This is a genomic window from Sporosarcina sp. ACRSM (assembly GCF_022346545.1).
In the GTDB taxonomy this organism is placed as follows: domain Bacteria; phylum Bacillota; class Bacilli; order Bacillales_A; family Planococcaceae; genus Sporosarcina.
On sequence record NZ_JAKRNU010000017.1, the window covers coordinates 12,605 to 38,997 of the forward strand.

The following is a 26,393-nucleotide window of genomic DNA, read 5'->3' on the forward strand; positions in this document are numbered from 1 at the left end:
AAAATTGGGAAGCTTTTAGAAAGAGTAGATTTCCTTTTTCAACACACCGATGTAAGGTAGGTTTCTGTATTTTTCTGCATAATCCAATCCGTATCCGACCACAAATGCGTCGGGCACGTCAAAACAAACATAGTCCGCCTTCAAGTCTACTTTCCGACCAGTAGGCTTATCCAACAGCGTGACGATTTTAATGGAGTTCGCTTTCCTATACTTCAACAAATCAACGAGGTAGCTCAATGTTTTTCCGCTATCGATAATATCCTCGAGAATCAATACGTCGCGTCCTTCGACACTTGTATTCAAGTCCTTGATGATTTTCACTTCTCCCGAAGAAACCGTCGCATTCCCATAACTCGACACATCCATGAAATCGAGTTCAATGTACGTATCAATCCGCTTAATAAGATCGCTCATGAAAGGAAGGGCACCTTTCAATACACCAATAGCCAATGGGAACTTATCTTGGTATTCTTCTGTCAATACCGCTCCCAGCTCTTCGATTTTCCCTTGGATTTCTTCTTCCGTGATTAATACTTCTTCGATATCTTTTTCCAACATCGAAATTCCTCCTCTTTCCAACAAATCGATTAGAACTTCCGCAAACTAACTATGTAATTACTCCGCTCTGTTCTATTTCGTGTAAACGCCACACCATACCGCAATCCCGGTATCGCACAAACTCTATCTTGTGCCGTTACGATCACCGGTAAACGGTCACGCTCTGTCATCGGTACTTTTTCATCAATAAACAGCCTGGATAAACGTTTCGCATGGCTCATACCAGGTAACAGAATCCGGTCCCCCTCTTCCCTCCTCCTAACGGATAAAGGAAAAGCTGAATCGGGCAAATCAACATAGAATATGTCATCCGCATCCATACGCAATGCTTCAGTGGCATCCTCTACGTCCGTCCAAAAAAGGGACAGACCATTCCCTATATCCGTCCAAACCCGTTTCGGCAGCCGCTTCCGCAATACTTCGTCCGATTGCTTGGGATCCCGGACAAACGTCAACTGATCGTACTCTCTCAACAATTGATAACCGCGCGGAAGACTGATCGACACATTTCCACTCTGCTCAGAAACATGAAATAGCAGTTCATTAATCAAAGTGGAATTGTAGGGAACGGGTAGACTTTCCCCATCATAAATATACCTTAATACTAGTGTAATTACGCGCCTTTGTAAAGCAGGGTGTATGCGGGAAAACAGTTCTTTTTCTAAAGAAACAATCCCTTCTTCCGAAAAGTCCACAATCCGTTCATATTGCTCCACGGCCAACTCGCTAAGCAGGTCTTCATCTTCTTGTAACCAGCCGGATATTTTCACTGCATTTTTGGCAGCAGCGGGGTTTTCCTCCAATACGAACGGGAGCAAGTGATGACGGATACGGTTGCGCATATAGGCGTCGCTTTCATTGCTCGGATCTTCCCGATATTGCAACTGATGTTCGACAGTATACGCATATAAGCTTTCTTTCATCACCGACAGGAATGGGCGGATCAGCATACCCCCGCCCATCTCCCGTTTCACCGGCATCCCGACAGGCTTCCTCCCCTTCGCCACTTGCATCAATATCGTTTCAAGTTGGTCCTCTGCATGATGAGCGGTTGCCAAAGTGTTGTAGGATTCTCCCTGCATCAACTCCGTAAACAAAGCATATCGCCCGGTCCGGCAGACATCTTGCACATTCCCTCCTTCTTCCTTCAGCAGCTGAGGAACCGGGACATTCCTGCCAAAAAACGGCACACCTAACGTTTTACACAGTTGTTCTACAAACAGCCCATCTTCGACCGATTCTTCTCCACGTAACATATGATCTATATGAACGGCGCCGACTTCTATGCCCAGTTCGCGTTGGTGTGTAGCCATGAAGTATAAAAGCGCTACTGAATCGACGCCACCGGAACAAGCGACAAGAACCCGGTCTCTTGCCATTACGAGTGATTGTTCCTTGATAAACCGCAAAACGGTAGCATGCAAATTTTTCACCTTTGCGGCCCCCTCTTCAACATATTCGGTTTTCGTTATGACAACTTTATTATAAAAAGTTTAGCGATAGGATGCCCCAAGTTCAAGTTATTGTCGGCGTTCAACATTTCACCCCGTCATTTTCCCGAATTTACGCGATTGTGATGAAGGCCTGAAACTTGACCAAGAAGGAAGCACGTGCTCGACTTTCATAACCAATACAGTTCGATCGTCGGATACAGCCTGATATTTCATTTCCATATTGTTCATGATCCGTTCTGCAATTTTATCACAATTATGGTTCCCATATCGTTCAAGCGTGCTATACAATGTCTTTTCTTGCACTTCAAGGGCTACATCTCCATTGAACACCCCATCGGTCATCATTACGATAATATCTCCTGACTTCAGCTGTTCATTTTTCGCCTCGACAGAGAATGAAGGTAGAAATCCGACAGGCACCGATTTGCTATCCATTCTTAAGAAATCTTCCCCCCGTTTGATATACGTGCTCATCGAACCGGCTTTCCATGACCAAAGGCGGCCATCTTGTAGATCCACTAAAGCCAAATCAAGCGTGGCATACATATCATCCAATCCATTTAAGGACATCATGTAGTGAAGCGTGTGCATAGCGGTTTCCGGATCCATTTTACGGTTTAAGCATTCACGCATCAGCCGGATCACTTTTCGGCTTTCCCGATACGCATTCAAATCTTTCCCCATTCCGTCCGATAACAAGACGGCCGTCAAGCCATCATGGAGTGGAAACACTTCATAGGCGTCGCCCGCGTGGAAAGTCCCCCCTCCCGCCGCCGCTACAATGCCGTAGTCGAGCGAAAAACGAACGGCAGAAGTGAAGGTCAATTGAAGATGCGGGAACGGTTCTTGTCTTACGAGAGATTTGGCGACTTGAAAAGGCTCTTCATACATTTCTTCAAGAACCGGCAAGATGAGCCGTTCCGCAACCGTCGTATCGGTTTCAAAATCCGAGCGCTTCTCCGGAATACAGCAAACGACGCGCCGGGACCCACGTTCCCCAGCCAAAATATCGATTTGGAAGTATTCAATTCCCAACTTGTCCAGCCGGTTCGCCAATTCTTCTTCAGCAGGCTTGTAGACAGACAGATCCTCTTTGATTTCATGCATGATTTTGTCCAAATGCGTACTCATATCCCGCAGTTGAAGCGCCAGCATCTTCCTTCCGTGCTGCAGCTGCCCGGTCAATAAGCGACTGGCGGATTGCTCTTCCAATTCTGTAATGAGCCCGTTAAAGCGGATACATTTATAGTTGATCTTTTCTTCCACCCGATGGCGCGGCGCCTTTGTCGTCATAGAATACGTCGTTTCCCAATCTTGAAGCAACTGGGCCATGTCATCATTGCCGCCTTCCCAACATTTTGCATACCGAAAACAGGACTGACATGTTTTAGGGACATCTTGCAGCGCAGATGGATCCGACTTTTCAGTAGCCGGGAAACGGCCTCCGACAAGCGTGGACATGAACTCCGAAAACTGGCGGAAATCGGATAACTGCTCGTCCAACCGATCCGATAACCACTTATGACGCTTTTCTGACACTTCCGTGCTTTCCGGATGAAAAACTTGACGAATCGGCTCCAACTTTTTCGATGGGATAAGGAAAAAGATGAGCGTAGCAACGCCTAGTGTAATGAAGTGTGTATTATCCAACGGCAATGTCAAATCGTAAAGCAGGAAAAATAACGATACGGAAACGCCTCCAAGTGCAATGCCGATTTTTTTGAAGCGGCTAAGGGCTCCGGCAAAAAATCCTGTCATGCCGTAAACTGCCATCATTCCCGTGAAGGATAACTCCGCAATACCTACAATGGCAGCGATGATCATGGCAACAGTCGTTGAAAACGGCAAGCCCCCTACAAGAGCTGCGAGCAAAATCGCGAGATGGATCAAAGCACCCGCAACTGAAACATGTCCAATCATAATGGCTCCCATCCCCGTTGTAGCCATCGCCCCAATAATACACGCCGCGCCAAGCCGTTCAGGCGTCCATTTACCAAAATAGATGCGGTCGGCAGCCGGGAAAGCGATAAAGAGGAAGAATGTCATGAATGCAGCCAACACCGCCTCAAACCCGATCGATAATTGGGTATGCACAGGCGGTTGCCCCATATGCATCAAAAACTGCCAAAGCATTTGGACGACGATAATCGAGCCTGCCACCGTCAATGGCATCGATTTTCGCATGAATGCGTACTTGGTGACTGCGTTGAATAGCGCTAACTGTAGTAAATGGATGACGGCTTGTCCCAAGCCAAGAAACGCACTACCACACATACCGCCAATAAACACCCACATCAAGTATTTCCGATAACGGGCACGCGCCAACGCCCATACCGGCAAGAAAAACGGGACCGCTGTATCAAACAAGACAGCTTGCGCCAAGAAGAAGGAACCTACTAAGAATAGACCTGCAATGAAGATGTGCAGCCTACGCTTGCTGAGTGTTTCGAAATATAGTCGAATCGGCTCGCCAACAGGTCGTGCTACATTGTCTATCAGTTTCATTTCCCATTCCCCCTATGTCTACTATGCACCCAGTATACATAAGCAGATGGAAAGAAATTGTCTGTTCCTGACAATGAGTAAACAAAATATTTCGACGCCTTACGGACTGTTTTTCTTTTTTCCAAGAAGTGTTGACATGAAGGTTATTCGCATGTATGATAGAAACTGTTGTTCCGAGATGTCCCATTGAACACCTCCGGAACCTATACTGGCGGCGTAGCTCAGCTGGCTAGAGCGTACGGTTCATACCCGTAAGGTCGGGGGTTCGATCCCCTCTGCCGCCATCCTTTCAAGCGATCTTGTCTAAGAGGTAAACACCTTATGGACAAGACCGCTTTTTTGTTGTTTCTTAGAATACAGTGCTATCGACTTCAAAAAATGCGACAATTGAAAACAAATATGACGAAAAGCGGCGGACGCTAGGTAAGTCACCTAATGTCCGCCGCTATTTTATCTACTGTACATTTTTTCATGAATTGAAACAGCTAGCAAATTACCCTCTTCTTGCGCCGCGTCCACCGCGTTTCGATTCTGTCGCTCTCTTCAAAGTAGAAAGTCGCTCTTCGCTATCTTTCATGAATTTCGCCATCTTCTGCTCAAAATTCTCCGGGCGATCGTTCGATGGACGACCACCTCCATGACGAGGACGTTGAGGGCGTTGAGGACGTTCCGGACGCTCTGATTCCGGTTTTGCTTTTCTAATCGATAATCCGATTTTTCCATCAGTACCGACATTCATCACTTTCACTTCAATCATGTCGCCGACTTTCAAATGATCATTGATATCTTTGACATAATTGTCCGCCACTTCACTAATATGGACTAAACCTGTCGAACCGTTCGGTAGCTCAACAAATGCTCCGAAGTTTGTGATTCCTGTTACTTTCCCCTCTAACTTGCTGCCTACTTCAATTGACATAAAAAAAATGCTCCTCCTTAAAATTTAAGCGGACTCCTCGTCGGTCGCTTTGCAACCGCTTTGACGAGCCCTGCAAAATGCAAGATTCTTACTCCCATTATAGCCAACAAAAAAAGAGTGTCAATAAGACTACTCTTTTCCGTTGTCTTTTTTATCCGTTTTCTTCTTATTTTCTGGAATGGAGAAAATAATCTCGTTGTTTTCAGACAAGAAGTAGTCTTTACGCGCTAACTTCGCAATATAGTCATCATCATCCAATTTGACGAGCTGTCTTTTCAATGTTTCCTGTTCTTGTTGCACCTCTTCAAGTTGAGAAATCATTTCCATCTTTTCAAGTTCCTTTGCTTCCAGTACCTGTTTTTGCTTCATGTACATCTGCGTCATGCCGACAAGAATGATCGCCGCCACTATCGCAAAGACAGTCAATCTACGATATAACCGGATTTTTCGCGCGTGCTTCCTGCTTGCTTTCTTTTGCAGGGAGCGGACATATTCGGTTTCGATCGACGCGATAGTTGCGGACGATTTCCTCTTCTTCTGTTCCATGTCCTGCACTTCCTCTCCTAATCGAATCCACCGGAAGTCTTGATCCCATTCGAACTTGCCCGAACGATATGGGGACAAGCGGTTAGTATATCGATTATAGCTCACTTCTCTTTTCTTTTAAAGCGTTTCATAGAAATGAGACGGAAGAGCTTGACAAAGGGCAGCACAAGTACTGAAAGAATTTTCATGAGCAAACGGATAATTTGCCGGACAACGGAAACAATCAGACGTATCATGAACCAAAGCGGCTTGACAACTAACAAGAGTACAATTCTTCCGAACAGACGGAACGGCCGATAAAAAAAACTTGCGTATAACAACAATCCACTCACTTGAGCAACCGGATCGTACATCCGCCAAGCTCCATCTCTTACGAGGTAAAGAACATAGAATGTTGCACAGCCTACGAGCACCCATCCGATCACTTCAATGGCTACGGCATATTTGCGAATGAATGACTTTTTTCCAGCATAGGCAGTCCCCGTCCCGATCATGTCCATGAACGCTCCCGCTGCAATGCCTGTCCCAATCATTGCAAGCAAGCTAAGAAACTGAACAGATAGACTCATCCAAACAATTTATGGAGGAAATTCCGTGAACCTGTTTCTTCTTCATCATATTGGAGAGTTGTAACCGTCCCTTCCAATGTGAGAAGCCCTTTATCGACATCCAGATGGACGATGCGCAGTTCCTCTCCGCGTATTTGCAACAGCCCCTGTGATGTCCGAACAAGAAACTCTTCCTGATCGAAGCGGTCGATCGATTTGACTGATGTGAGGTCCATCCTTTTTCTGTTACGCATTGTGACGACATGATCGCCGGACGGTATCGCGTACGTAGGACTGTCTGTTTGAATTTGCATACTTTGCTTCCTCCTCTGCTTGTACGTTCACAGCCATCATATGCCTGGACATAAAAAAACATGACAGGGAAATCCCCGTCATGCTTCTCAGTCTTCATCATCGATAAATTCCGGTTCCACTTTTTCAAGCTTCTCTTCTTTCAAAATGGTGTACATCGATGCTGCATCTTCTTTTTTCGTCGTATCTTTCAGCTGATCGATAGTGACAGTGACGATTTTCTGACCGAAACGAATCGCCAACTCATCGCCTTCCTTCACAACGGAAGATGCTTTTGCAACTTTCCCGTTGATCGTAATGCGGCCTTGATCAGCCACTTGTTTAGCAAGTGTCCGCCGTTTAATGAGGCGGGATACTTTCAAAAATTTATCAAGTCTCATCCATGCTCTCCCCTTTCCTTTGCTTGTTGCCAAAACGCTTCAAGTTCGTCGAGTGTATACTCAGAAAAATGGCCGCGACCTTTCTTTACGCAAGCTTCCACAAATGTAAAACGGGATTTGAATTTCTGGTTGGCATGGACCATCGCTTCCTCCGGAGAAAGTTTCAAGAAGCGCGAGATGTTGACGATCGTGAACAGCACATCTCCCAATTCATCCATTTGGCGTTCCTTCGTTCCCTGCTGGACTTCATGCTGGAATTCCTGCCATTCTTCTTCGAATTTTTCAATTGCTCCGTCGATTGCCGGCCAATCAAACCCGACCCTTGCCGCCGCTTTCTGGTAATTGAAAGAGGTCAGAAGCGATGACGTATGACGGTCTTGTCCATCCAAAAGGGATGCCGTTTGCGGCTTTTCACTATTTTTAATTTCCTGCCAATTTTGAAGCACTTCTTCCGAGCTCTCCACATTGTCATTTCCGAATACATGCGGATGACGGCGGATCATTTTCGAAGCGACAGCTTGCAGCACGTCTTCGAGCACGAAATAGCCTTCATCTTCACCGATTTGTGCATGTAAGAACACTTGTAACAGCACGTCTCCAAGTTCTTCAACAATGGCTTCATCGTCCCCTTGATCAATCGCCTCAAGCAATTCATGCGCTTCCTCGATCAGATGGCGTTTCAATGTCTCATGGGTTTGTTCGCGATCCCAAGGACAGCCATCAGGCGCTCGTAAAGCTGCGATGATTTCCCTGAAGGTCGACCAATCTTTCAACCGTTCCTCCCGTGAAACGGCTGGAGGAACATAGACCGTTGTCAAATTGTCGATTTCAGTCACCCGGTCCAATTCAAACAATGGAACTGTTGTCAGTTTTTCATCTGTCGAACCTGCTGCTGTGACAATTGTCACCGGATGGTCATATGCGTACTTCTCCATCAGTGATAACTTCACTTCGGATGCGACAAAGGCGTCATACACTTGGGCAATCAACACATGTTGCCTCATCTGCACAGCATCACGTTGTAAATCCGTACCATCCAACAGCTGAAAACCTTCAATCGGATCAATGCGCAACGCCGCAAATATTGGATCCAGGAAGCTGTTTCCTCCTGCAATAGCCAATTTGACGATGCCTTCCCGCTCTTTCTCGATCAGCAGTTGGACTGTCCGTTCCGCTACGAGAGGATGCCCCGGTACGACATAGGTAACCGGACGTTCCGCACACATCTTCAACAGCTCATCCACAATCTTTTCATAGACCATTTGAAATGAATCATTGTTTTCGTAAATTTCATCGAAGCTGGTTAACGCGACACCCTCCGCCCTTAATTCCGCGATAGCCGGGTGCTGATCTGTTCGCGCGACAAGATGGTCCGCTTCTTTTAATTTCCGATAGGTCCCAAGGGAAAGTTGGGCAAGTTCACCTGCCCCGAGACCGATCACTGTTAACTGATGCATCTTCTTCACCTTTTTCTATTATGGAGTCGTAATTGCAAGATCGCTAAACGTTTGCCGAATGGCAGGAGATACCACTCTTTCTCCGTCATTATACGTGATTTTAGGATGATGAACAGGAAAACAACTGCTCCTGCGATTACAGATGTGAAGGCGATGAGCGTCGCTCCGATGCGAGATGGCAATTGATCGAATAGCGTCCCGTCCGCCACCAGCGTCCACGGTAAGAGGACTGCAGCCATAAGTGCTGCAGCCACCAGCACCCAGCCGTAAAAGCGACGTGGAGCCAGCTGGATCGGCCACACTCGTTTAAAATAAAGCACAAGACCTAACGAAATCGCCGCAAAACCGATATTGCCTGCAATCGCTGCCCCCGTGACGTTCCAAAGAGGGACAAGAAGAAGATTAGCGACAATTTTCACCCCAAGCCCTCCCAGTAGGAACAGCGTTGGAATCTTCACTTTCCCTATCCCTTGAAGGATGGCGGTTAAAGGTAAAATGAGCGAAAGCCAAAATACTTGGAACAAGAAGATGATCAGTGCCAGCGACCCCTTACGCGTTTCAAACAGCATTTCATTGACAAAAGGGAGGATAAGGGCGAGACCCACTGCAGCAGCCCCGCCAAATAGAACAGCGATCCTGAATGTCAACCGAACAAATGGTCCCGCCCCCCGCCCCCCCTGCTTTGTCGTATGACGGGCAATCAAAGGAACGATTGCGAGCGCCAGTGTCGATGCAATGAGAATGCCCATTTGCACTAGGGGCTGTCCGCGATCGTAAACACCTTTCATCTCCATCGCTCTGTCAGCCACAAAACCGGATGATAGAAGGATATTGTAGATGGTAAACGAATCAACGATCTGAAATAACAGGAGGATGAGGGAACTTGCACTAACGCTGACACTGACAACGGTCAACTCTTTCACGATGCGCCACGTATCCACCTTTGCGAAAGGTCCTTTGAACGCATTTCGGGAATAGAGCGCAAGAATCGCCACTCCCGCCACTTCTCCGACAACAGTTCCCCATATCGCCACTTCGCCCGCGGTATAGAGAGAAGCTCCTGTCCGTACCGCAAGCCATGTCCCAATTAGAATGACCGCAACGCGGAAAGCCTGTTCACCGACACCCGAAACAGCTACCGGGGTCATCTGCCCTTCCGATTGAAACGAGCCTTTCAACACGGCTAACGCAGGCATCACCAAGACAATATACGCTCCCGCCCGCAATAACGGGGCTAAGGAAGGATCCCCCATGAGACGGGCAAAGAATGGAGCGAAAACAGTCAAAACGACAAAAAACAGCAAGGAGAGGATGAGTAGATACAAGAATGCCACACGCATCATGGCTTTCGCCTCTCCAGCCTTTGTACGGCCCGCCAACAATTTGGACACGGCCACCGCAAAACCATACGACGTCCAAACGATAAAAATGCCGACGAATGGATACACTTGTTGGTAAATGTAGAACCCTTTATCTCCCACTAAATTTTGAAACGGCACCCGATAAACCGCACTGAGCAATTTCACGATAATTGCCGATATCGTCAGGATCGACGCACCTTTCATGAACGTTTTCATATCCCCTTGTTGCGCCATATCCATGCCTCTTTCTTTTCGTACATCTTGCCCCGATTATACCATGAACGACTCATTGACCTATTTTCCGACTAAAAACAGGTTTATTTCCTTCAGAGTAGGGGAAATCCCTATAGTAAGTATCGACTATTTGATTTGACAAATGAACATAATTGAAATCATTCCAATATGAATAACCTAAGGGGGTAAGGAATATGAGAGCTATCTCTAAAAAGCATATTCTTTTATTTCAAATTAACCATAAAAGAAAACGTATGTATGTAAAAGCGAAACTTTTTGGTTTTACTCATCCTGAAGTGGTAGCAGTCAGTCAAGAGTTAGATACATTATTAAATAAGTACCAAAGAATTAATTCTTTATAACTAATGACATCATGATATTTCATAAAAGTACCCTCGACAAATTGGCGGTTTCCGATTTGTCGAGGGTACACTTATTCCACAAGCCTTTAGCGTTGACTTGAGCTTCTCAAGATACGTAGGCAAAAATCTAGATCCGCCTGCAAATGAGCTTCCATGAGTTGTTGTGCCTTCTCAGTGTCTCTCGCCTTGATCGCTTCATAGATCTCTTCATGCTCATCGATTAACCTTGGTCGTTTGTTGAGCACAACGGTTTTACGAAATAGATAGATGATGGACTTCATCCGATCGATCGTTTCAATCATTAAGGCATTCCCACTCGCCTGTACGATAATTTCATGAAAGCGTTCATTGGCATCCATGATTTCTTCAAAGGACCCCTCTCTCCCCATTCGGATGCACTCGGAAAGCGCTTGTAAATCTTCCTCCGCCAAATAGGTCGCCGCTGATTTAACCGAGGCTCCTTCTAACAGGCTCCTCACTTCAAATAGATCGATCAAGTCTTTTTCTGACGGTTGCACGACTTTCTTATTCACAATAAGCCCTTCATGTGCCAGTTGCCGCAAAGAATCTCGAATAGGCGTACGGCTAAACCCTAATTCCGTCGCCAATTTTTCTTCCACGATTTTCGTACCGCCTGGTATTTCTCCGTTAAGGATTCGATCCCGAATCACCTCATATGCTTGAAGGTATGCAGGGCGGGACTGTGTATTTTTTCGAGTCATGTCGTTCTCTCCTAATTTTCTATACCCTATGATTCTTAACGTTATCAAAAATAGTAGATGAAGGAAAGTTTATCATCTTTCAGCAATTGTCTTTTTACTGAAGATGAGGACAGCAGGCGTCCTCTTTCAGCCTATTTTATCGCACACAAAATAGTTTAATTTGTGTACAAAGCATAATAAAAAGTATACAATAAAGGCGTTAAGATAGCTGTAAACGGTTACAGTTGTACATGAATTCAACGTATTGCACAACATAAAGCAGGGAACACTCAAATCACTAGGAGGAATGAATATGTCGAAAAAAATTGGTTTTATCGGGTTAGGGATTATGGGGAAACCGATGGCATTAAATTTACTGTCCAAAGGCTACGAACTTACAGTGAACGATTTAAATAAAGAAGCGGTACAAACTTTAGTAGATGCTGGTGCTACAGCGGCGGATTCTGCCAAAGAAGTCGGTGCGAATAGCGATGTCATCATTACCATGCTTCCTGCTTCTCATCATGTTCAACAAGTCGTCTTAAGTGAAAATGGAGTGCTGAACGGGGCCAATAAGGGGGCCGTCATCATTGATATGAGCTCAATTTCGCCTGTCGTTTCGCAAGAGATTGCCGCTCAAGCGGAAAAACAAGGAGTGGACATGCTCGATGCCCCAGTTAGTGGTGGAGAGCCGAAAGCGATAGACGGTACGCTTGCAATCATGGTTGGTGGCAAGGAAGAAGTATTTGAGCAAGTGAAAGATGTTCTAAGTGCAATGGGCTCCGAAATCACATTAGTCGGAGGCAACGGAAGCGGCACAACAGCAAAATTAGCGAACCAAGTTATTGTGAACTTAAATATTGCCGCGATGTCAGAAGCTTTAGTATTGGCTGCCAAAGCAGGCATCGATGTCGAAAAAATGTACCAAGCGATCAGAGGCGGATTAGCCGGCAGTGCCGTTCTAGATGCCAAAGTTCCTTTGATTCTCGATCGCAATTTCGTTGCAGGCGGAAGAATTGATATTAACTTAAAAGATATTTCCAACGTGATGGAAACTGCACACAATATCGGTGTTCCGATGCCATTATCCAGCCACTTGTTGGAAATTTTCCATGCGTTAAAAGTGGATGGCAAGGCTGCGGACGATCACGGCGGAATCGTTCAATATTATGAGAAACTTGCAAATGTGACAGTCGGGAGGGCTGAATGAATGGCCACAGTCGAAAGTAAGGAAAAGAGAAATGTTCAAGACGTGTTCGGAAAGATCCGGGAAATCGACGGACAAGCCGTCAAACAGATGCTTCAAAACAGATTGAGGGATTTAAACAAAAAAATTATTGTGCTTGATGACGACCCAACAGGTGTGCAAACAGTTCATGGTATTTCCGTCTATACGGATTGGTCAGTGGAAAGTTTGGCGCAAGGTTTTCAAGAAGAGAATTCCATGTTTTTCATCCTGACGAACTCCAGAGGTTTGACCGTTGCCGAAACGGAAGAAACACATACGGAAATCGCCAAAAACATTGTCGAAGTCGCTAAAAAGCTGAATAAGGAGTTTATTGTCATCAGCCGTGGCGATTCTACATTGCGCGGTCATTACCCCCTTGAAACAGAAGTGTTAAAAAATACAATTGAAGCGAATTCGAATCTCCAATATGACGGTGAAGTCATCTTGCCGTTTTTCAAAGAAGGCGGTCGTTTCACAGTAGACAATATTCACTATGTGCAATATGACGACATTTTGGTACCGGCTGGCGAGACAGAATTTGCGAATGATAGAACATTTGGTTACTCAAGCTCCCACTTAGGCGAATATGTCGAAGAAAAAACAAACGGTGCATTCCAAGCGGAAAACACGACGTACATTACACTTGAAAGTTTACGAGCATTTGATGTCGATAGCATTACAAGCCAATTGCTGCAAGTGAACGATTTCAATAAAGTCGTTGTGAATGCAGTCGATTATGTAGATGTAGAAGTTTTTGTCATCGCCCTAATTCATGCGATGAACGACGGAAAACAATTCATGTTCAGAAGTGCGGCAGCCTTGACAAAAGTGATCGGCGGCGTCAGCGACAAAGCGCTATTGACGAAAGAGGAATTGATTCGACAAGAGACGGATCACGGTGGTTTGATCCTCGTCGGTTCGCACGTCAAAAAGACGACGGAACAACTGGAAGTATTAAAAACAAAGGATACGATCGAATTCATCGAGTTCGATAGCCATCTCGTCTTGCAACCTGAAAATTTCCAAACAGAAGTCGACCGCGTGATTGAAGCGACCGAGAACTTTATTCGCTCTGGTAAAACCGTGGCGGTGTACACGAGACGGGAAAGACTCGATCTCGGAGATGGGAAACAGGAGGAAGAACTGAAACTCTCTGTTAAAATCGCAGATGCGGTCACTAGCATTGTCCAACGCTTAAGCGTAAGACCTAAATACATCATCGCAAAAGGCGGCATTACGTCCAGCGATATTGGAACAAAAGGCCTGCAAGTTAAAAGGGCAACAGTCGCTGGTCAAATTAAGCCGGGCATCCCTGTATGGATCACTGGAGAAGAAAGCAAGTTCCCAAGCATGACGTATGTCATCTTCCCAGGCAATGTAGGCGCCGTGACGACTTTAAAAGAGACCGTTGATATTTTAAATGACTAATCCGATGATTCTTCAAGGAAGAGATGGAGGCCATTTCACATGTTAGTAAACACCAAAGAAATTTTACAGCGTGCACAGCAGGAAAAATACGCCGTTGCCGCCTTCAATGTATACAATTTAGAAACGGTTCAAGCAGCCGTACGTGTTGCGGAGCAGGAAAATCAGCCGGTCATTATCGCATTGGGGGAACGCTATTTCCCGACAGTTGACGTTGAAGGGTTTGCTGCTTTCGTTCAAGCGCTGGCGACAAAATCTTCTGTTCCGATTGCACTTCACCTAGACCATGCCTATGAAAAAGAATCAATTATCCGTGCCATCCGTTGCGGGTTTACATCCGTGATGTTCGACGGTTCCAACTATGATTTAGAGGAAAACATCCGCCTGACAAAAGAGATTACAGAAATTGCCCATATGGCCGGTGTATCTGTCGAAGCGGAGATCGGTTCGTTAGCCAAAGGGGATTTCTCAGACGAAGAAGAAGGCGACGGTACATTGACGGACCCACAATCTGCAAAAGACTTTGTCAATGCGACCGGTGTCGACTTTTTGGCGGCCGCTATCGGAACGGTTCACGGGATGTACAAAGGAGAACCTAAAATTGACTTGGCGCTGTTAGAAAAAATTCACCAGGCTGTCACTGTTCCCCTTGTCCTTCATGGAGGTTCAGGTACACCTGATGATATCATCAAACAAGCGGTACAACTTGGAATCTGCAAAATCAATGTGAATACAGAAGTATCCATGGCGGCCGTTTCCTATTTACAAAACTACTTTGATGATAAAACAATGGTCCACCTATCGACGGTGATGGCCGAAACGCAACAAGCTATGGAGCCCGTCATGACGAAATTTGTTCGGTTATTTGCAAACAAGTAAAATGAGCCTTAACGTGTCAGTAGGGTTACCTTCTCTTCAAGTCCCCTACTGGCGCAATCAATTACGCCTCGGCGTAATTGCGTCCAGATTTTGAATTGAGCAAAGCTCAATTAACTCCTTTCAAAATCTGTGACATCCGCCGGAGGCTTTATCTTCTTTCAGCGGGCGTTTGGACACCCTCTGAACAGGAAACAAAACCGGCAGTCATCTCTCCACCTATAGAGGTGGGAGTCTTCTGTAGCTGACGCTTCGCTTTCAGTACAAAAGCATTTGCTGAATGAAGGTAAAACTAATAATCTATAGAGCAAAAACAAACAACGAAAGAAGGACAAAATACGATGCCGATAGTATCCATCTGTATAGGAGTTGCAATATTACTTCTATTGATGATTGTATTTAAATTAAATGCATTTATCTCTTTAGTTCTTGTTGCCTTAGTAGTTGGGATATTAGAAGGAATGTCGCCCATTGACGCGATTACATCTGTTCAAAATGGTTTAGGTGGGACACTTGGAAGTCTGACGATGATCATCATTTTTGGAGCAATCCTCGGTAAGTTAATGACCGATTCAGGTGGGGCACAACGGATTGCAACGACTCTTATTCAATCTTTCGGGAAAAAGAGAGTTCAACTTGCGGCAGTCTTAACCGCTTCTGTCGTAGGGATTGCCCTGTTTTTCGAAACTGGGGTCGTTGTCTTAATTCCTTTGGTATTTACGATTGCGACTGCAGCCGGCGTACCAATTCTTTACATCGGAATGCCTGTTATCGCCGCACTCATTACGATGCATGGCTTTGTTCCACCGCACCCTGGACCGACTGCGGTTGCGAGTGTATTTGAAGCAAACATCGGTAAAACGTTGATCTATGGAGTCATTATTGCCATTCCTGCTATCATTATCGGCGGTCCGGTGTTTACGAAGTTGTTCAAAAAAGAAGATTTAGAAGTGGAAATTCCGAAAGAACTATTCAATCCGAAAGAATTTAAAGAAGAAGAAATGCCAGGCTTTATAACAAGTCTACTTACCTCTTTAATGCCAGTCATTTTGATTGCCTCACAAGTCATTGTCGAGATTGCAGTTCCAGAATCTGCCGTTATGCCGTTCTTTGACTTTATCGGTAATCCAAATGTCGCATTGCTCCTTTCCGTCATTCTTGCCTTCTTTACATTTGGCTTGAATCGAGGCAAGAAGATGAAAGAGGTCATGCAATCCGTTGCTGAAGCTGTCAGCGGAATTGCCATGATTCTCCTCATTATTGCAGGTGGTGGTGCATTCAAACAAGTATTGATCGATAGTCATATTGACCAATACATTGCCGATATCATGGCAGGATCGACACTTTCTCCACTCCTTCTCACATGGTTGATTGCCGCTATTTTACGAGTTGCTGTCGGTTCAGCTACTGTAGCAGGGATGACAGCAGCAGGGATTGCAGCGCCGCTTGTCGGGATCACCGGTGTTAGCCCGGAACTGATGGTGTTAGCTGCCGGTGCAGGAAGTATCACGTTCTCCCATGTTAATGACGCAGGTTTCTGGATTTACAAAGAGTACTTTAATCTTTCCATCGGGAAAACGATCAAAACTTGGTCCATCATGGTGACAATTCTGTCCATCGTAGGGCTAGCAGGTGTTTTACTGATCAATATGTTTGTCTCTTAATAACCAAAAGTGCCTTCTTCTATCGCATAGACGATAGAAAGAAGGCATTTTTTTGTATTGAGGTAACAAACGTGTGTCAGTACATCCACTCTTTGAAATTTGTAAAGTTCCGTTCATCTTCCGTTCACTTTCCATTTATCCTCCGTTCATTTAACGGGAATACACTTGAGTTATCAAGAAAAAACGGAGGCGTGCCAATGAATATTGCATGGAAAGAAATGAAGAAGAACAAAGGAAAGTTTATGATTTTAGGTTCCATCATTTTTCTAGTCAGTTTTTTAACATTTATTATTTCTGGATTATCAAACGGGCTTTCTCAAGATAATGCAGCCCTCATAAAAAACTTGCCAGATGGACAATTTTTTATGAATGCCAATGCAAATGAAACATACAATCTTTCAAGAATCGATGAGGACATACAGGCGAACTTATTGACTGAACAGAAAGATGCAGTTGCCCTTTCCATTCAAATGGGTTTTGTTAATGACACGGGCGACAAACAGCATAGTGTCGCTTTTGTCACCTCTACCGATTCCGAGTTGTTTGCGTCGGTCGGACGTGGAGAAATCATCTTAGACCGTTCTTTGGAAGATGTCGGTATCAAAGTTGGAGATATTTTGACAAACAATCAATTCAGTGGAGAATTTATAGTGAAAGGCTTTGTCGATCAACAAAAATATAGCCACGCGCCCGTTGCTTTCATTAACATGGACAATTACAAAGAAATGTATCGTGTCCATGAAATGCAATTGATCTTCATACCAGGAGATGACAAGGTCGGAGTCATCTCATCCCTACAAGCTTTTTCAAACAAGGAGTTTCTCAACACGATACCAAGTTATAATGCAGAACAAATGTCCCTCAATATGATTATTTGGTTTTTAGTCGTCATTAGCGGCATGTTGTTCGCCATTTTCTTCTACATGATGAATGTACAAAAAATCGGATTGTACGGGATTTTGAAAGCAATCGGCGTAAAAACAAGCAAATTGTTTAACATGATGTGGTACCAAATGATTGTCATCACGTGTATTGCACTCGCCTTCTCCGTATTGTTAAGCCAGGTCTTTACAATGATTGCGCCTGAAAGTATGCCTTTCAGTTTAACAGTGAAAACAACTATCCAATTATCTATTCTTTTCATGATGATCGGATTTATCGGTGCAACACTTTCCGGCCTTCAAATTAAAAAAGTGGAACCCCTACAAGCTATCCAACAAGGAGAGGTGTAACATGACCATTTTCACAATCAATGAAGTGACAAAAACATTTACGAACGGCGAAGTGGATGAACAAGTATTAAAAGGGATCAATCTCTCCCTTCAAGAGGGGGAAATCACGGCTTTGATAGGCGCATCAGGATCCGGAAAAAGTACGCTCCTGACTATTGCCGCCGGACTCCAAAGTGCCACTGACGGTCAAATCCTTTTCCAAAGAAAACGCATGACGGATATGAACCCGGAGCAAATCCGGAAAATCCGGGCAAGTGAGTTCGGTTTTGTCTTTCAGTCCTCCCATCTTGTCCCTTTTCTAACAGTAGAAGAACAATTGCTGCTAATGTTAGACGTCTCGGAAACAAAATTAAGCAAACGTGCACAAAAAGAGGAAATTGAAAAGACTCTCCAATGGGTCGACATGAACCATCGAAAAAACGCTTTCCCCTCTTCACTCTCAGGCGGCGAAAAACAACGTGTGGCCATCGCACGTGCCATTATTCACAGGCCCAAAATATTATTTGCAGATGAACCGACGGCGAGCCTTGACTCGAAAAGATCAAAAGACGTCATGACATTGATGCGCAAATTGACGAAAACGCTCCAAATCACAACGCTAATGGTGACGCATGACGAAGAAATGCTCCCATACGCGGATCGTATTATTACGATGAAAGATGGATTGATTTTATAAAAATCTCCCACATGAACCGATCTAATTCGTTCAATGTATAAGAACTGATTGAATATTAATCCCTAAAATTGTATATTTACTTAAAACAAGGAGGGGTTCAATGAAAATAATATCGGCCAAAGCAGCGGACGCACCCGTGATTCACAACTTAATGATTCAAGCATTTAGTGCATACAAAGTCGAAACTCCCCCTTCCAGTGCATTAGAAGAAACGGTACAATCGATAACACTCGCTTTGGAAGATGGGGAACAAGCCCTCATTTGTACGATGAATGAAGAACCTGTCGGAATGGTTCGTTTTCGACTGGATGAAAATGGCGTCTACTTTTACCGGTTATCTGTATTGCCCGAAAAGCAAGGACGAGGGCTGGCTAAGAAGCTTTTGCAATCACTGGAGTCCTATGCCCTTGAACAAGGAAGGAACGTCATACGTTGCAAAGTTCGCGCGACTGTGCCTAAAAACATTTATTTATACCGTTCAATCGGCTACCACATCTATGACGAAGAAACGATTTCCAAACCAAATGGGCTTTCCTTACCAGTTGTGTCCATGATGAAAAAGTTATAAAGAAACAGCCCTCACGAACCGATTAAAAATCCGGTGCATGCGGGCTGTTTTCTATTGTTCCATCTGTTTTGCTAAAAAGTGTGCAGCTGTTTCAGCGGCCTTCTGTTCCGGTTCGCCGATAAAATGCACTTTCGATAAAAGGTAGACAGCGCCGATCGTATCACCGGCTGCCACAATCGGTGCTACGCAATACGATTTGACTTGCTCAACTTGTCCGGGCACCCATTCCACCGCTTTTTCCAGTTTTTCTGTGACGATTTTTCTGCCTGCCAAGAGTTCCTCAGCGTCCGGAGATAGCTGACGGTTCAAATAATCTTTCTTTGATAAACCGGACACAGCAAGCATTTCATCTCGATCACTAATCAGTGCAGGAGTACCGAGTGTTTCATATAACGTTTCTGCATACTCCTTGGCAAATTGCCCTAGTTCCGAAATGGGTGAGTATTTTTTCAAGATTACTTCGCCGTCCCGGTCGGTAAAAATTTCAAGTGGATCTCCTTCGCGGATACGTAATGTCCGCCGGATTTCCTTCGGAATAACTACCCTTCCCAGATCGTCGATTCTGCGGACGATTCCTGTTGCTTTCATGCATGATGCCTCACTTTCCACAAAATTAAAAATCGACTTCATTTCTGTTTTAGTATGCATCATACATGGACATTTTATGCAAGACGTCCTTTAGACGGAATCAATAACAGCGGTTTCCTTTTTAGACGATTGGAGAAGTTGCATGATCTCCTCTAAAATATCGAATTCGGTCTTCTGCCCTGTATGGCGTTCGTCAACGGTTAACACCAACTGACTATTCTCCATGGAAAATCCGACTGCACGCCCGAATTGCATGGAGTCTTCGACAAGTTTAGCACCATCAGTTTCGGCAGTTCCTTCCGGTGACATCCGCACTTCGATTTGGTGTTGCTGTTTTTTAATCGACTCGACGCCTGCCTTGCGTCCCCAGGCTTTTATACGTGCGATACGGAGCAATAGATCGGCTTCTAACGGTAAATCGCCGAAGCGGTCCGTCATTTCATCGACAAGCTCTGTATAATCCTCTACGCTGTCGATCGCCTTCACCCGTTTGTACATTTGGATCTTTTGGAAACCATCACGGATATACTCGTCTGGAAGATAAGCATTGACCGGTAAAGAAATTTCGACATCGGGGATATCCGCTTTCGCAATACCTGTCTGTTTCTCTTCAATGGCATCTTGCAACATTTGCGAATACAGGTCAAAACCGACCGAGTCAATGAAGCCGTGCTGCTGGGAACCGAGTAAGTTTCCTGCCCCACGAATCGACAAGTCACGCATCGCAATTTTAAAGCCAGACCCTAACTCGGTAAATTCTTTAATCGCTTGTAGACGGCTTTCTGCGACCTCTGTCAGCACTTTGTCACGCTGGTAAAGGAAGTACGCATACGCAACACGGTTGGAACGACCAACCCGGCCACGAAGCTGGTACAGTTGCGACAAGCCCATACGGTCAGCATCATGAACGATTAGCGTGTTGACATTCGGAATATCGATGCCTGTCTCGATGATGGTCGTTGTGACAAGCACATCGTATTCACCTTCTAGAAAACTCAGAATAATCGATTCAAGTGCAGCCTCTCCCATTTGTCCGTGAGCGAAACCGACACGTGCATCCGGTACAAGTTGTTTAATCTCATCCACTTTTCGCGCCATATCCTCTACCCGGTTGTATAAATAAAACACTTGCCCACCGCGAGCCATTTCCCGTTCAATCGCCTCCCGAACAAGGGCAAAATTATGCTCCATCACATACGTCTGGACTGGAAAACGGTTAGATGGCGGCGTTTCGATGACGGATAAGTCCCGTACACCGAGCATCGACATATGAAGCGTACGCGGTATCGGCGTTGCCGTTAATGTCAGGACGTCGACATTCGTTTTCAACTGTTTAATTTTTTCTTTATGCGTAACGCCAAATCGTTGCTCTTCATCTACAATAAGCAAGCCAAGATCTTGATATACAACATCTTTGGATAACAGGCGATGGGTTCCTACGACAACGTCAATTGAACCGGCTTTCAAGCCTTTCAATGTTTCCGTCTGTTGTTTTTTCGTCCGGAAACGGTTCAGCAGTGAAACTTCAACCGGAAAGCCTGAAAAGCGCTCTTTCATCGTTTCGTAATGCTGTTGTGCCAAGATGGTTGTCGGTACGAGAAATGCAACTTGCTTGCCGTCTGCTACCGCTTTGAACGCGGCTCGGATGGCCACTTCTGTTTTTCCGTATCCAACATCTCCACATAGCAGCCGATCCATTGGACGCTCTTTTTCCATGTCCTGTTTTATTTCTTTAATGGAACGGAGCTGATCGTCCGTTTCATCATAAGGAAATGCATTTTCAAAGGATCGTTGTAAATCGTCATCCGGTGCAAATGCATAGCCTTTTTCCGATTCCCGCTTCGCATAGAGCTTGATCAAATCATCTGCTATGTCTTGGACGGCTGCCGATACTTTACTTTTCGTCTTCTTCCAGTCCGTCCCGCCAAGCTTGTGTAATTTGGGCTCTTTTTCACCGGAAGCAACATATTTCTGTATCAAATCAATTTGATCTGCAGGGACAAACAACTTATCTTCCCCGCGATAGCGGATATCTAAGTAATCTTTATGGATACCGCCGACCTCAAGTGTAACGACCCCGTAATACTTCCCGATTCCATGATGGACGTGAACGATATAATCGCCCGGTTTAATCTCCGAATAGCTTTTAATTCGTTCAGCATTGGTCATCTTTTGTGGACGTGCTTTACGTTTCGCTTTGCCTTGAAACAATTCCGCATCCGTTACGACGGCAGCTTGTTGTAAAGGCAATTCAAATCCTGCCGACAAATCACCGTCGAGAATGGCGATCGACCCTTCTTTAGCAGATGTTCCATCGAGTTTCGCAGTGATATCATAATCTTGCAGGATCGCCTGTACTTGCTGCATCCGCTCTGCTCCATCCGCAATGATAAACACATTGTACCGGCCTTGTTGCCATCTCTCCATCTCATTTTTCAGTAAATTCATCTGCCCATGAAACTGCTGCATCGGCTTACAGGAGAATGTCACCTTTTTCTTAATGGTAATTCCCGGTATGGAACGGATAAACAGAGATAGATAGACTCTTCGTTGCTCCAACATTGCGTTCACTTCATCGAAAGAGAAGGAAATTTTGGCATCGTGCACAATCTTCCCGTCTTCTAGCAATGTGATGATCCATTCCTTTTCTTCTGATTCCAAAGAGGATACGACTTCTACAATCCTGCCGATTTCATCGAATAGAACGATGCCATCACTCGGGAAATAACTTTCCAAGGATGCCGCTTCCGACGCGAAAGAAGCATATTTCAACATATTCTCGGGTACGATGCCATCTCTCATTAACCCGATATCGCCCGTTATATGTAATGTCATTTGTTCTTTCGCATTGACGTCTTTCATTTTCTTCAAACTGTTTCCAAGCGAGTGCTCCAGTTTTTCTGCGATGTCCCTTAACGATTGGGCCGACCAAACGAACTCAGCTGCCGGAAGGATTGTAATGTCCTCCAACTTGCCTGTCGAGCGCTGGTCATCCGCCGAAAATGTCCGGATTGAATCGACATCGGTATCGAATAATTCGATTCGGACCGGATCATCCATATATAACGGATACAAGTCCAAAATACCGCCACGTACCGCAAATTCACCTGGCGCAGTCACCATGTCTTGCCGCGTATACCCCATGGCGACAAGTTGAACGAGCCACTCGTCAATGTCAATCGTTTCCCCAACTTTAGTGAACAATGCACTAGACAACCACTGTTCTTTTGTCGGCAACCATTTTTTCATCCCCGCAATCGGCGTGATGTAAATCCCTTTACCAACCCTCGCCATATGATCTAATGTATCGATCCGTTGTGCACGAAGCTCATAACTCGAAACGGAGAAGTCCGCCGCAATCAATTCCTCCGCAGGATATAGATGAACGAACGACTCGCCAAGCATCTTCACAAGGTCTTCATACGTACGCTGCGCTTGCAATAAATTGGGGGAGATGATGAGTATGGGCTTTTCCAGAGTTTGTTGAAGCGCTTTAAAAAATATCGACTTAGCCCCTCCGGACAACCCCGCAATTAGCTGACAATCCTTTCCCGCCTGTAACTCTTCTTTCAATTTGCCAATCTCTTTTTCTTGTAAAAACAAATCTATAAGCGCTTCCATTAGTGTGGCACATCCTTTCCAGCGTTCATTTTAAGAGTCGTCGCGACTCTGTATCATTTCTCTTCATTCAGCGAATATTTTTGTACGGAAAGCGAAGCCTCAGCTACGAAAGCCCCTGCGAGGGACTTCCGCTGAAGCAAGTTCATATGCAGAAAAAGCTTTGAACGCCATCTAGCGCCAAAGCGTACAACCTATTGAAGCCATTTGCTGAGCGTATAATAGTCCGGAAAACGTAGAAGCGATTGTTCACACTGTTCACATATGCAACGAACTGTCAAATTTCCGTCCTGTTCCACTGTGAGAAACCGCTCTTCTTCCCCTTCATCCAACTTTTGAAGCTCCAGAATCGTGTCTTTCGCCGATTCGAATGGGAGTGTCCCGATTTCAGTTTTACAATGCCTGCATCTATAATGGATTGCCATCTTCATCCCGCCCCTTTTTCTCAAAGTATAGGCGAGAGACGTCCCCATTATTCGTTAGACGCCATTATAGTCGTTCATCACTTCAAGAAATGGTCGGTTCAACCATGCTTCACAAGCGGAGGCACTCTTCTGAACCATCTCTTCAATAGATGGGATCTCTTCTTGAGCAAATGGCGCCAATACATAATCGGCTACTTTCATACCGCCTGTTGGACGCCCAATACCGATCCGGATTCGATTGAATTGGTCGGTTCCAATATGTGCAATCAACGACTTCATCCCGTTATGTCCTCCCGCACTTCCTTTTTGGCGTAAACGGATCGTCCCCGGTGCAATATCGAGATCGTCATAGAGAACAACGATATCCTCAACAGCCACATCATAATAATCCATCAACGGACGGACGCACTCCCCGGATAGGTTCATATAGGTGAGAGGCTTCACAAGCATCACCTTGCCTTCCGGGCGATGGATGACTGTATACATGCCATTGAATTTAGACTGCATGGCAGGGGCCGATAAACGGTCATAAAGCGCATCAATAACGTGGAAGCCCACATTATGACGTGTTCTTTCATATTGTTTCCCCGGATTCCCGAGTCCAATGATCATTTTCATCGATTTCCTCTTCCTTTTCATCAATTGCGTCCAATTTTTTAATGGAGCTTGATGCTTATCGCAACTAATCTGATTTTAGACTACCTTCCTTCACTTGCTTTCATACAAGTTTAAGGAAGATCAATTACGCCTCGGCGTAATTGCGTCCAGATTTTGAATTGCGCTTTCTCATGGCTGATGCCTTAATTTCTGCAAAGAACACAGAAATACGGCAAATCGAACCCTTCGCCGTTCGATTCGCAATTAACTCCTTTCAAAATCTGTGACATCCGCCGGAGGCTTAACTTGAATCAGCGGGAAGTTTGGACTCCCTCTGATTGAAATGCATTCTGGCATTCATCCCGCCACTTATGGACGTGGGGGACTTCTGCTGAATCAAGTTAAAACAGAAAACAAGCGCACGGAAATCCGTGCGCTCTATAAACGTCTGGGATTCGGACTCCCGACGCTTTTGTGCTTTACGCTTCGTCTTGTTTTTCACCAATCACTTCAGGTTCAGCCGCTGTCGCTTCTGCATCCCCTTCAAGTGCCTCTATCTCCGCATCCGTGCGCGGTGCTGAGATCAGAACAAGTGCATGGTCATCTTCGCTTATGATTTCATATTGGGACTTTTCACGGATATCCGCTACTGTAATCGTTTCACCAATCTGTAAGTCCGAAATATCAATATCAAAAGTCTCTGGTATATCCGAAGGTTTCACTTTAATCGTCACTTCACGATTCGGCTGCTGAAGAATGCCGCCCTCTTTTTCCCCTATGGAATTCCCTGTGAGATGGACGGGTACGTTCACTTCAAGCTCTTCGGTCATATTGATGGCCAAAAAGTCTGCATGGACGATTGTCCCTTTCAATGCATCAGATTGATAATCACTCAAGACGACATTTAAATCTTTGCCATCTACGTTTAATCTCATAACGCCATTGCGACCTGTTTCGCGCAATGTGTTTAAGAGGTCACGCTCTTTAACAGCAATCGGTATCGATTCTGTTTTAAAGCCGTAAACGACGGATGGAACGACTCCCTCTTTACGTAATTCTGTTAATGTTGATTGTTTTGTTGCTTCTCTTAGTTCCGACTGAATTGTTGTACTCATATTGTTTAGTCACCTTTCCTGTGAAAAAGTTATTCTAAAGCATAAATACCCCATGACAGACGACATGAAACACACACCAATCAATCAAACAGCGTACTGACGGACTTCTCCTCGAATACACGAACGATCGCATCACCTAAAAGCTTGGCAATTGAAAGCTGTTGAATCTTCGGAGACGCTTGCGCTTTCGCAAGTTCGATTGAATTTGTAACGACCAATTCTTTAATTTTTGAGTTGTCGATCCGTTCGATAGCAGGACCGGACAACACAGGGTGTGTACAACAAGCATACACTTCTTTTGCTCCACTTTCGATTAAAGCGTTCGCTGCGATTGTAATTGTGCCTGCAGTATCGATGATATCGTCAATAAGAATGGCTGTTTTCCCTTCTACATTCCCGACGATGTTCATCACTTCTGCAACGTTCGGACGCGGGCGGCGTTTATCGATGATTGCGATAGGGGCTTTCATACGATCTGCCATTTTCCGAGCACGTGTTACCCCACCGTGGTCCGGCGAAACGATGACAAGTTCTTCCCGGTTGAAGCCTTTTCCTTTGAAGTATTCCGTCAAGATCGGCTCGGCGACGAGGTGATCGATCGGAACATCAAAGAATCCTTGAATTTGCGGCGCATGTAGATCGATCGCGATAACACGATTTGCACCAGCTGTCTCTAACAGATTGGCAACAAGCTTCGCAGTGATCGGTTCACGTGATCTTGCTTTGCGGTCTTGTCGCGCATATCCGTAATAAGGCATAACAACATTGACAGTCCGTGCAGAAGCACGTTTTAGCGCGTCGATCATGATCAACAGTTCCATCAAATTCTCATTGACAGGGTTCGATGTCGACTGGATGACAAATACATCACAGCCTCGGATACTTTCTTCGATATTGATTTGCACTTCTCCATCACTGAATCGTTTTACGGAACATTGACCGAGCGGCCGCCCGATTGCCTCCGCCACTTCTTTTGCCAGTGATTCGTTGGAATTCAAAGAGAATATCTTCAGTTTATCGTTTGGATAATGATTAGCCATCATG

The 26,393-nt window shown here is 45.1% G+C and carries 25 protein-coding genes and 1 tRNA gene; 9 read left to right on the forward strand and 17 right to left on the reverse strand.

Going from position 1 to position 26,393, the window contains the following annotated elements; translation table 11 throughout:
* Positions 1-15: 15 nt before the first annotated feature.
* From hpt to MHZ95_RS19525, 3 genes are all read right to left on the reverse strand, one after another.
* Positions 16-558, reverse strand: a complete 543-nt coding sequence (gene hpt, locus MHZ95_RS19515) for a hypoxanthine phosphoribosyltransferase (RefSeq protein WP_239392477.1) — start codon at positions 556-558, stop codon at positions 16-18.
* A 29-nt stretch (positions 559-587) separates the two neighbouring features.
* Entirely contained in the window at positions 588-1,991 is a 1,404-nt protein-coding gene (gene tilS / locus MHZ95_RS19520; protein ID WP_239392478.1) for a tRNA lysidine(34) synthetase TilS, read from the reverse strand.
* Positions 1,992-2,099: 108 nt separating this feature from the next.
* Complete coding sequence (locus tag MHZ95_RS19525; protein WP_239392479.1) at positions 2,100-4,517, reverse strand: SpoIIE family protein phosphatase; 2,418 nt, start codon at positions 4,515-4,517, stop codon at positions 2,100-2,102.
* A 210-nt stretch (positions 4,518-4,727) separates the two neighbouring features.
* Here MHZ95_RS19525 and MHZ95_RS19530 point away from each other — a divergent pair.
* Positions 4,728-4,801, forward strand: a tRNA-Met gene (locus MHZ95_RS19530).
* 209 nt (positions 4,802-5,010) lie between these two features.
* Here MHZ95_RS19530 and MHZ95_RS19535 read toward each other — a convergent pair.
* The 7 genes from MHZ95_RS19535 to MHZ95_RS19565 form a co-directional block, all read right to left on the reverse strand.
* Positions 5,011-5,436 (reverse strand): S1 domain-containing RNA-binding protein, encoded by a 426-nt coding sequence (locus MHZ95_RS19535; protein ID WP_239392480.1) that lies wholly within the window; start codon positions 5,434-5,436, stop codon positions 5,011-5,013.
* A 129-nt stretch (positions 5,437-5,565) separates the two neighbouring features.
* On the reverse strand, positions 5,566-5,982 hold the full coding sequence (locus tag MHZ95_RS19540) for a septum formation initiator family protein (protein ID WP_239392481.1): 417 nt from the start codon (positions 5,980-5,982) through the stop codon (positions 5,566-5,568).
* Positions 5,983-6,083: 101 nt separating this feature from the next.
* Positions 6,084-6,551, reverse strand: coding sequence for a spore cortex biosynthesis protein YabQ (gene yabQ, locus MHZ95_RS19545; protein WP_239392482.1), 468 nt, complete (start codon positions 6,549-6,551; stop codon positions 6,084-6,086).
* Positions 6,548-6,844, reverse strand: a complete 297-nt coding sequence (gene yabP, locus MHZ95_RS19550; RefSeq protein WP_239392483.1) for a sporulation protein YabP — start codon at positions 6,842-6,844, stop codon at positions 6,548-6,550. Before yabP ends, yabQ begins: the two co-directional genes overlap by 4 nt.
* Positions 6,845-6,931: 87 nt before the next feature.
* Positions 6,932-7,222 (reverse strand): RNA-binding S4 domain-containing protein, encoded by a 291-nt coding sequence (locus MHZ95_RS19555; protein WP_239392484.1) that lies wholly within the window; start codon positions 7,220-7,222, stop codon positions 6,932-6,934.
* The gene (yabN, locus tag MHZ95_RS19560) at positions 7,219-8,679 is read right to left on the reverse strand and encodes a bifunctional methyltransferase/pyrophosphohydrolase YabN (protein ID WP_239392485.1); all 1,461 of its coding nucleotides are present in this window, start codon (positions 8,677-8,679) and stop codon (positions 7,219-7,221) included. Before yabN ends, MHZ95_RS19555 begins: the two co-directional genes overlap by 4 nt.
* A gap of 5 nt (positions 8,680-8,684) precedes the next feature.
* Positions 8,685-10,274: a putative polysaccharide biosynthesis protein gene (locus MHZ95_RS19565; protein WP_239392486.1), complete on the reverse strand. Its 1,590-nt coding sequence runs from the start codon at positions 10,272-10,274 to the stop codon at positions 8,685-8,687.
* Between the two features lie 194 nt (positions 10,275-10,468).
* Between MHZ95_RS19565 and MHZ95_RS19570 the strand changes: the two genes are divergently transcribed.
* A complete protein-coding gene (locus MHZ95_RS19570) occupies positions 10,469-10,636 on the forward strand; it encodes an aspartyl-phosphate phosphatase Spo0E family protein (RefSeq protein ID WP_239392487.1) in 168 nt (55 codons plus the stop codon).
* Positions 10,637-10,722: 86 nt separating this feature from the next.
* Here MHZ95_RS19570 and MHZ95_RS19575 read toward each other — a convergent pair whose 3' ends face one another.
* Positions 10,723-11,358, reverse strand: a complete 636-nt coding sequence (locus tag MHZ95_RS19575) for a GntR family transcriptional regulator (protein ID WP_239392488.1) — start codon at positions 11,356-11,358, stop codon at positions 10,723-10,725.
* Between the two features lie 292 nt (positions 11,359-11,650).
* On the opposite strand from MHZ95_RS19575, the gene garR reads away from it, so the two are divergent.
* From garR to MHZ95_RS19610, 7 genes are all read left to right on the forward strand, one after another.
* Positions 11,651-12,547 carry a 2-hydroxy-3-oxopropionate reductase gene (garR, locus tag MHZ95_RS19580; RefSeq protein WP_239392489.1) on the forward strand — a complete coding sequence of 299 codons (897 nt, stop codon included), beginning with the start codon at positions 11,651-11,653 and terminating at the stop codon, positions 12,545-12,547.
* Entirely contained in the window at positions 12,548-13,993 is a 1,446-nt protein-coding gene (locus MHZ95_RS19585) for a four-carbon acid sugar kinase family protein (protein ID WP_239392490.1), read from the forward strand.
* A 39-nt stretch (positions 13,994-14,032) separates the two neighbouring features.
* The gene (locus MHZ95_RS19590; RefSeq protein ID WP_239392491.1) at positions 14,033-14,869 is read left to right on the forward strand and encodes a class II fructose-bisphosphate aldolase; all 837 of its coding nucleotides are present in this window, start codon (positions 14,033-14,035) and stop codon (positions 14,867-14,869) included.
* Between the two features lie 338 nt (positions 14,870-15,207).
* On the forward strand, positions 15,208-16,530 hold the full coding sequence (locus MHZ95_RS19595) for a gluconate:H+ symporter (RefSeq protein WP_239392492.1): 1,323 nt from the start codon (positions 15,208-15,210) through the stop codon (positions 16,528-16,530).
* Positions 16,531-16,727: 197 nt separating this feature from the next.
* Entirely contained in the window at positions 16,728-17,762 is a 1,035-nt protein-coding gene (locus MHZ95_RS19600; protein ID WP_239392493.1) for an ABC transporter permease, read from the forward strand.
* Between the two features lies 1 nt (position 17,763).
* Positions 17,764-18,438 carry an ABC transporter ATP-binding protein gene (locus tag MHZ95_RS19605; protein WP_239392494.1) on the forward strand — a complete coding sequence of 225 codons (675 nt, stop codon included), beginning with the start codon at positions 17,764-17,766 and terminating at the stop codon, positions 18,436-18,438.
* A 100-nt stretch (positions 18,439-18,538) separates the two neighbouring features.
* Positions 18,539-19,006 (forward strand): GNAT family N-acetyltransferase, encoded by a 468-nt coding sequence (locus MHZ95_RS19610; RefSeq protein WP_239392495.1) that lies wholly within the window; start codon positions 18,539-18,541, stop codon positions 19,004-19,006.
* Between the two features lie 51 nt (positions 19,007-19,057).
* Here the strand turns inward: MHZ95_RS19610 and spoVT are convergent, their stop codons facing one another.
* The 6 genes from spoVT to MHZ95_RS19640 all read right to left on the reverse strand — a co-directional run bounded on the left by spoVT (position 19,058) and on the right by MHZ95_RS19640 (position 26,389).
* A complete protein-coding gene (gene spoVT / locus MHZ95_RS19615; protein WP_239392496.1) occupies positions 19,058-19,594 on the reverse strand; it encodes a stage V sporulation protein T in 537 nt (178 codons plus the stop codon).
* Between the two features lie 90 nt (positions 19,595-19,684).
* The gene (mfd, locus tag MHZ95_RS19620) at positions 19,685-23,215 is read right to left on the reverse strand and encodes a transcription-repair coupling factor (protein ID WP_239392497.1); all 3,531 of its coding nucleotides are present in this window, start codon (positions 23,213-23,215) and stop codon (positions 19,685-19,687) included.
* 191 nt (positions 23,216-23,406) lie between these two features.
* On the reverse strand, positions 23,407-23,637 hold the full coding sequence (locus MHZ95_RS19625) for an anti-sigma-F factor Fin family protein (protein WP_239392498.1): 231 nt from the start codon (positions 23,635-23,637) through the stop codon (positions 23,407-23,409).
* Between the two features lie 54 nt (positions 23,638-23,691).
* The gene (gene pth / locus MHZ95_RS19630) at positions 23,692-24,255 is read right to left on the reverse strand and encodes an aminoacyl-tRNA hydrolase (RefSeq protein ID WP_239392499.1); all 564 of its coding nucleotides are present in this window, start codon (positions 24,253-24,255) and stop codon (positions 23,692-23,694) included.
* A gap of 458 nt (positions 24,256-24,713) precedes the next feature.
* Positions 24,714-25,349: a 50S ribosomal protein L25/general stress protein Ctc gene (locus MHZ95_RS19635; protein WP_239392500.1), complete on the reverse strand. Its 636-nt coding sequence runs from the start codon at positions 25,347-25,349 to the stop codon at positions 24,714-24,716.
* 80 nt (positions 25,350-25,429) lie between these two features.
* The gene (locus tag MHZ95_RS19640) at positions 25,430-26,389 is read right to left on the reverse strand and encodes a ribose-phosphate diphosphokinase (protein ID WP_239392501.1); all 960 of its coding nucleotides are present in this window, start codon (positions 26,387-26,389) and stop codon (positions 25,430-25,432) included.
* Between the last annotated feature and the right edge of the window lie 4 nt (positions 26,390-26,393).

Excerpts from the sequence above, each read along its gene's own strand:
- pth (WP_239392499.1), bottom strand. The coding sequence starts at position 24,255 with ATGAAAATGATCATTGGACTCGGGAATCCGGGGAAACAATATGAAAGA.
- MHZ95_RS19605 (WP_239392494.1), top strand. The coding sequence starts at position 17,764 with ATGACCATTTTCACAATCAATGAAGTGACAAAAACATTTACGAACGGC.
- MHZ95_RS19600 (WP_239392493.1), top strand. The coding sequence starts at position 16,728 with ATGAATATTGCATGGAAAGAAATGAAGAAGAACAAAGGAAAGTTTATG.
- MHZ95_RS19565 (WP_239392486.1), bottom strand. The coding sequence starts at position 10,274 with ATGGCGCAACAAGGGGATATGAAAACGTTCATGAAAGGTGCGTCGATC.
- MHZ95_RS19540 (WP_239392481.1), bottom strand. The coding sequence starts at position 5,982 with ATGGAACAGAAGAAGAGGAAATCGTCCGCAACTATCGCGTCGATCGAA.
- MHZ95_RS19635 (WP_239392500.1), bottom strand. The coding sequence starts at position 25,349 with ATGAGTACAACAATTCAGTCGGAACTAAGAGAAGCAACAAAACAATCA.
- MHZ95_RS19555 (WP_239392484.1), bottom strand. The coding sequence starts at position 7,222 with ATGAGACTTGATAAATTTTTGAAAGTATCCCGCCTCATTAAACGGCGG.
- garR (WP_239392489.1), top strand. The coding sequence starts at position 11,651 with ATGTCGAAAAAAATTGGTTTTATCGGGTTAGGGATTATGGGGAAACCG.
- MHZ95_RS19610 (WP_239392495.1), top strand. The coding sequence starts at position 18,539 with ATGAAAATAATATCGGCCAAAGCAGCGGACGCACCCGTGATTCACAAC.
- yabQ (WP_239392482.1), bottom strand. The coding sequence starts at position 6,551 with ATGAGTCTATCTGTTCAGTTTCTTAGCTTGCTTGCAATGATTGGGACA.
- yabN (WP_239392485.1), bottom strand. The coding sequence starts at position 8,679 with ATGCATCAGTTAACAGTGATCGGTCTCGGGGCAGGTGAACTTGCCCAA.
- hpt (WP_239392477.1), bottom strand. The coding sequence starts at position 558 with ATGTTGGAAAAAGATATCGAAGAAGTATTAATCACGGAAGAAGAAATC.
- MHZ95_RS19640 (WP_239392501.1), bottom strand. The coding sequence starts at position 26,389 with ATGGCTAATCATTATCCAAACGATAAACTGAAGATATTCTCTTTGAAT.
- MHZ95_RS19625 (WP_239392498.1), bottom strand. The coding sequence starts at position 23,637 with ATGGCAATCCATTATAGATGCAGGCATTGTAAAACTGAAATCGGGACA.
- mfd (WP_239392497.1), bottom strand. The coding sequence starts at position 23,215 with ATGGAAGCGCTTATAGATTTGTTTTTACAAGAAAAAGAGATTGGCAAA.
- yabP (WP_239392483.1), bottom strand. The coding sequence starts at position 6,844 with ATGCAAATTCAAACAGACAGTCCTACGTACGCGATACCGTCCGGCGAT.
- MHZ95_RS19595 (WP_239392492.1), top strand. The coding sequence starts at position 15,208 with ATGCCGATAGTATCCATCTGTATAGGAGTTGCAATATTACTTCTATTG.
- MHZ95_RS19525 (WP_239392479.1), bottom strand. The coding sequence starts at position 4,517 with ATGAAACTGATAGACAATGTAGCACGACCTGTTGGCGAGCCGATTCGA.
- MHZ95_RS19535 (WP_239392480.1), bottom strand. The coding sequence starts at position 5,436 with ATGTCAATTGAAGTAGGCAGCAAGTTAGAGGGGAAAGTAACAGGAATC.
- MHZ95_RS19585 (WP_239392490.1), top strand. The coding sequence starts at position 12,548 with ATGGCCACAGTCGAAAGTAAGGAAAAGAGAAATGTTCAAGACGTGTTC.
- MHZ95_RS19590 (WP_239392491.1), top strand. The coding sequence starts at position 14,033 with ATGTTAGTAAACACCAAAGAAATTTTACAGCGTGCACAGCAGGAAAAA.
- MHZ95_RS19570 (WP_239392487.1), top strand. The coding sequence starts at position 10,469 with ATGAGAGCTATCTCTAAAAAGCATATTCTTTTATTTCAAATTAACCAT.
- spoVT (WP_239392496.1), bottom strand. The coding sequence starts at position 19,594 with ATGAAAGCAACAGGAATCGTCCGCAGAATCGACGATCTGGGAAGGGTA.
- MHZ95_RS19575 (WP_239392488.1), bottom strand. The coding sequence starts at position 11,358 with ATGACTCGAAAAAATACACAGTCCCGCCCTGCATACCTTCAAGCATAT.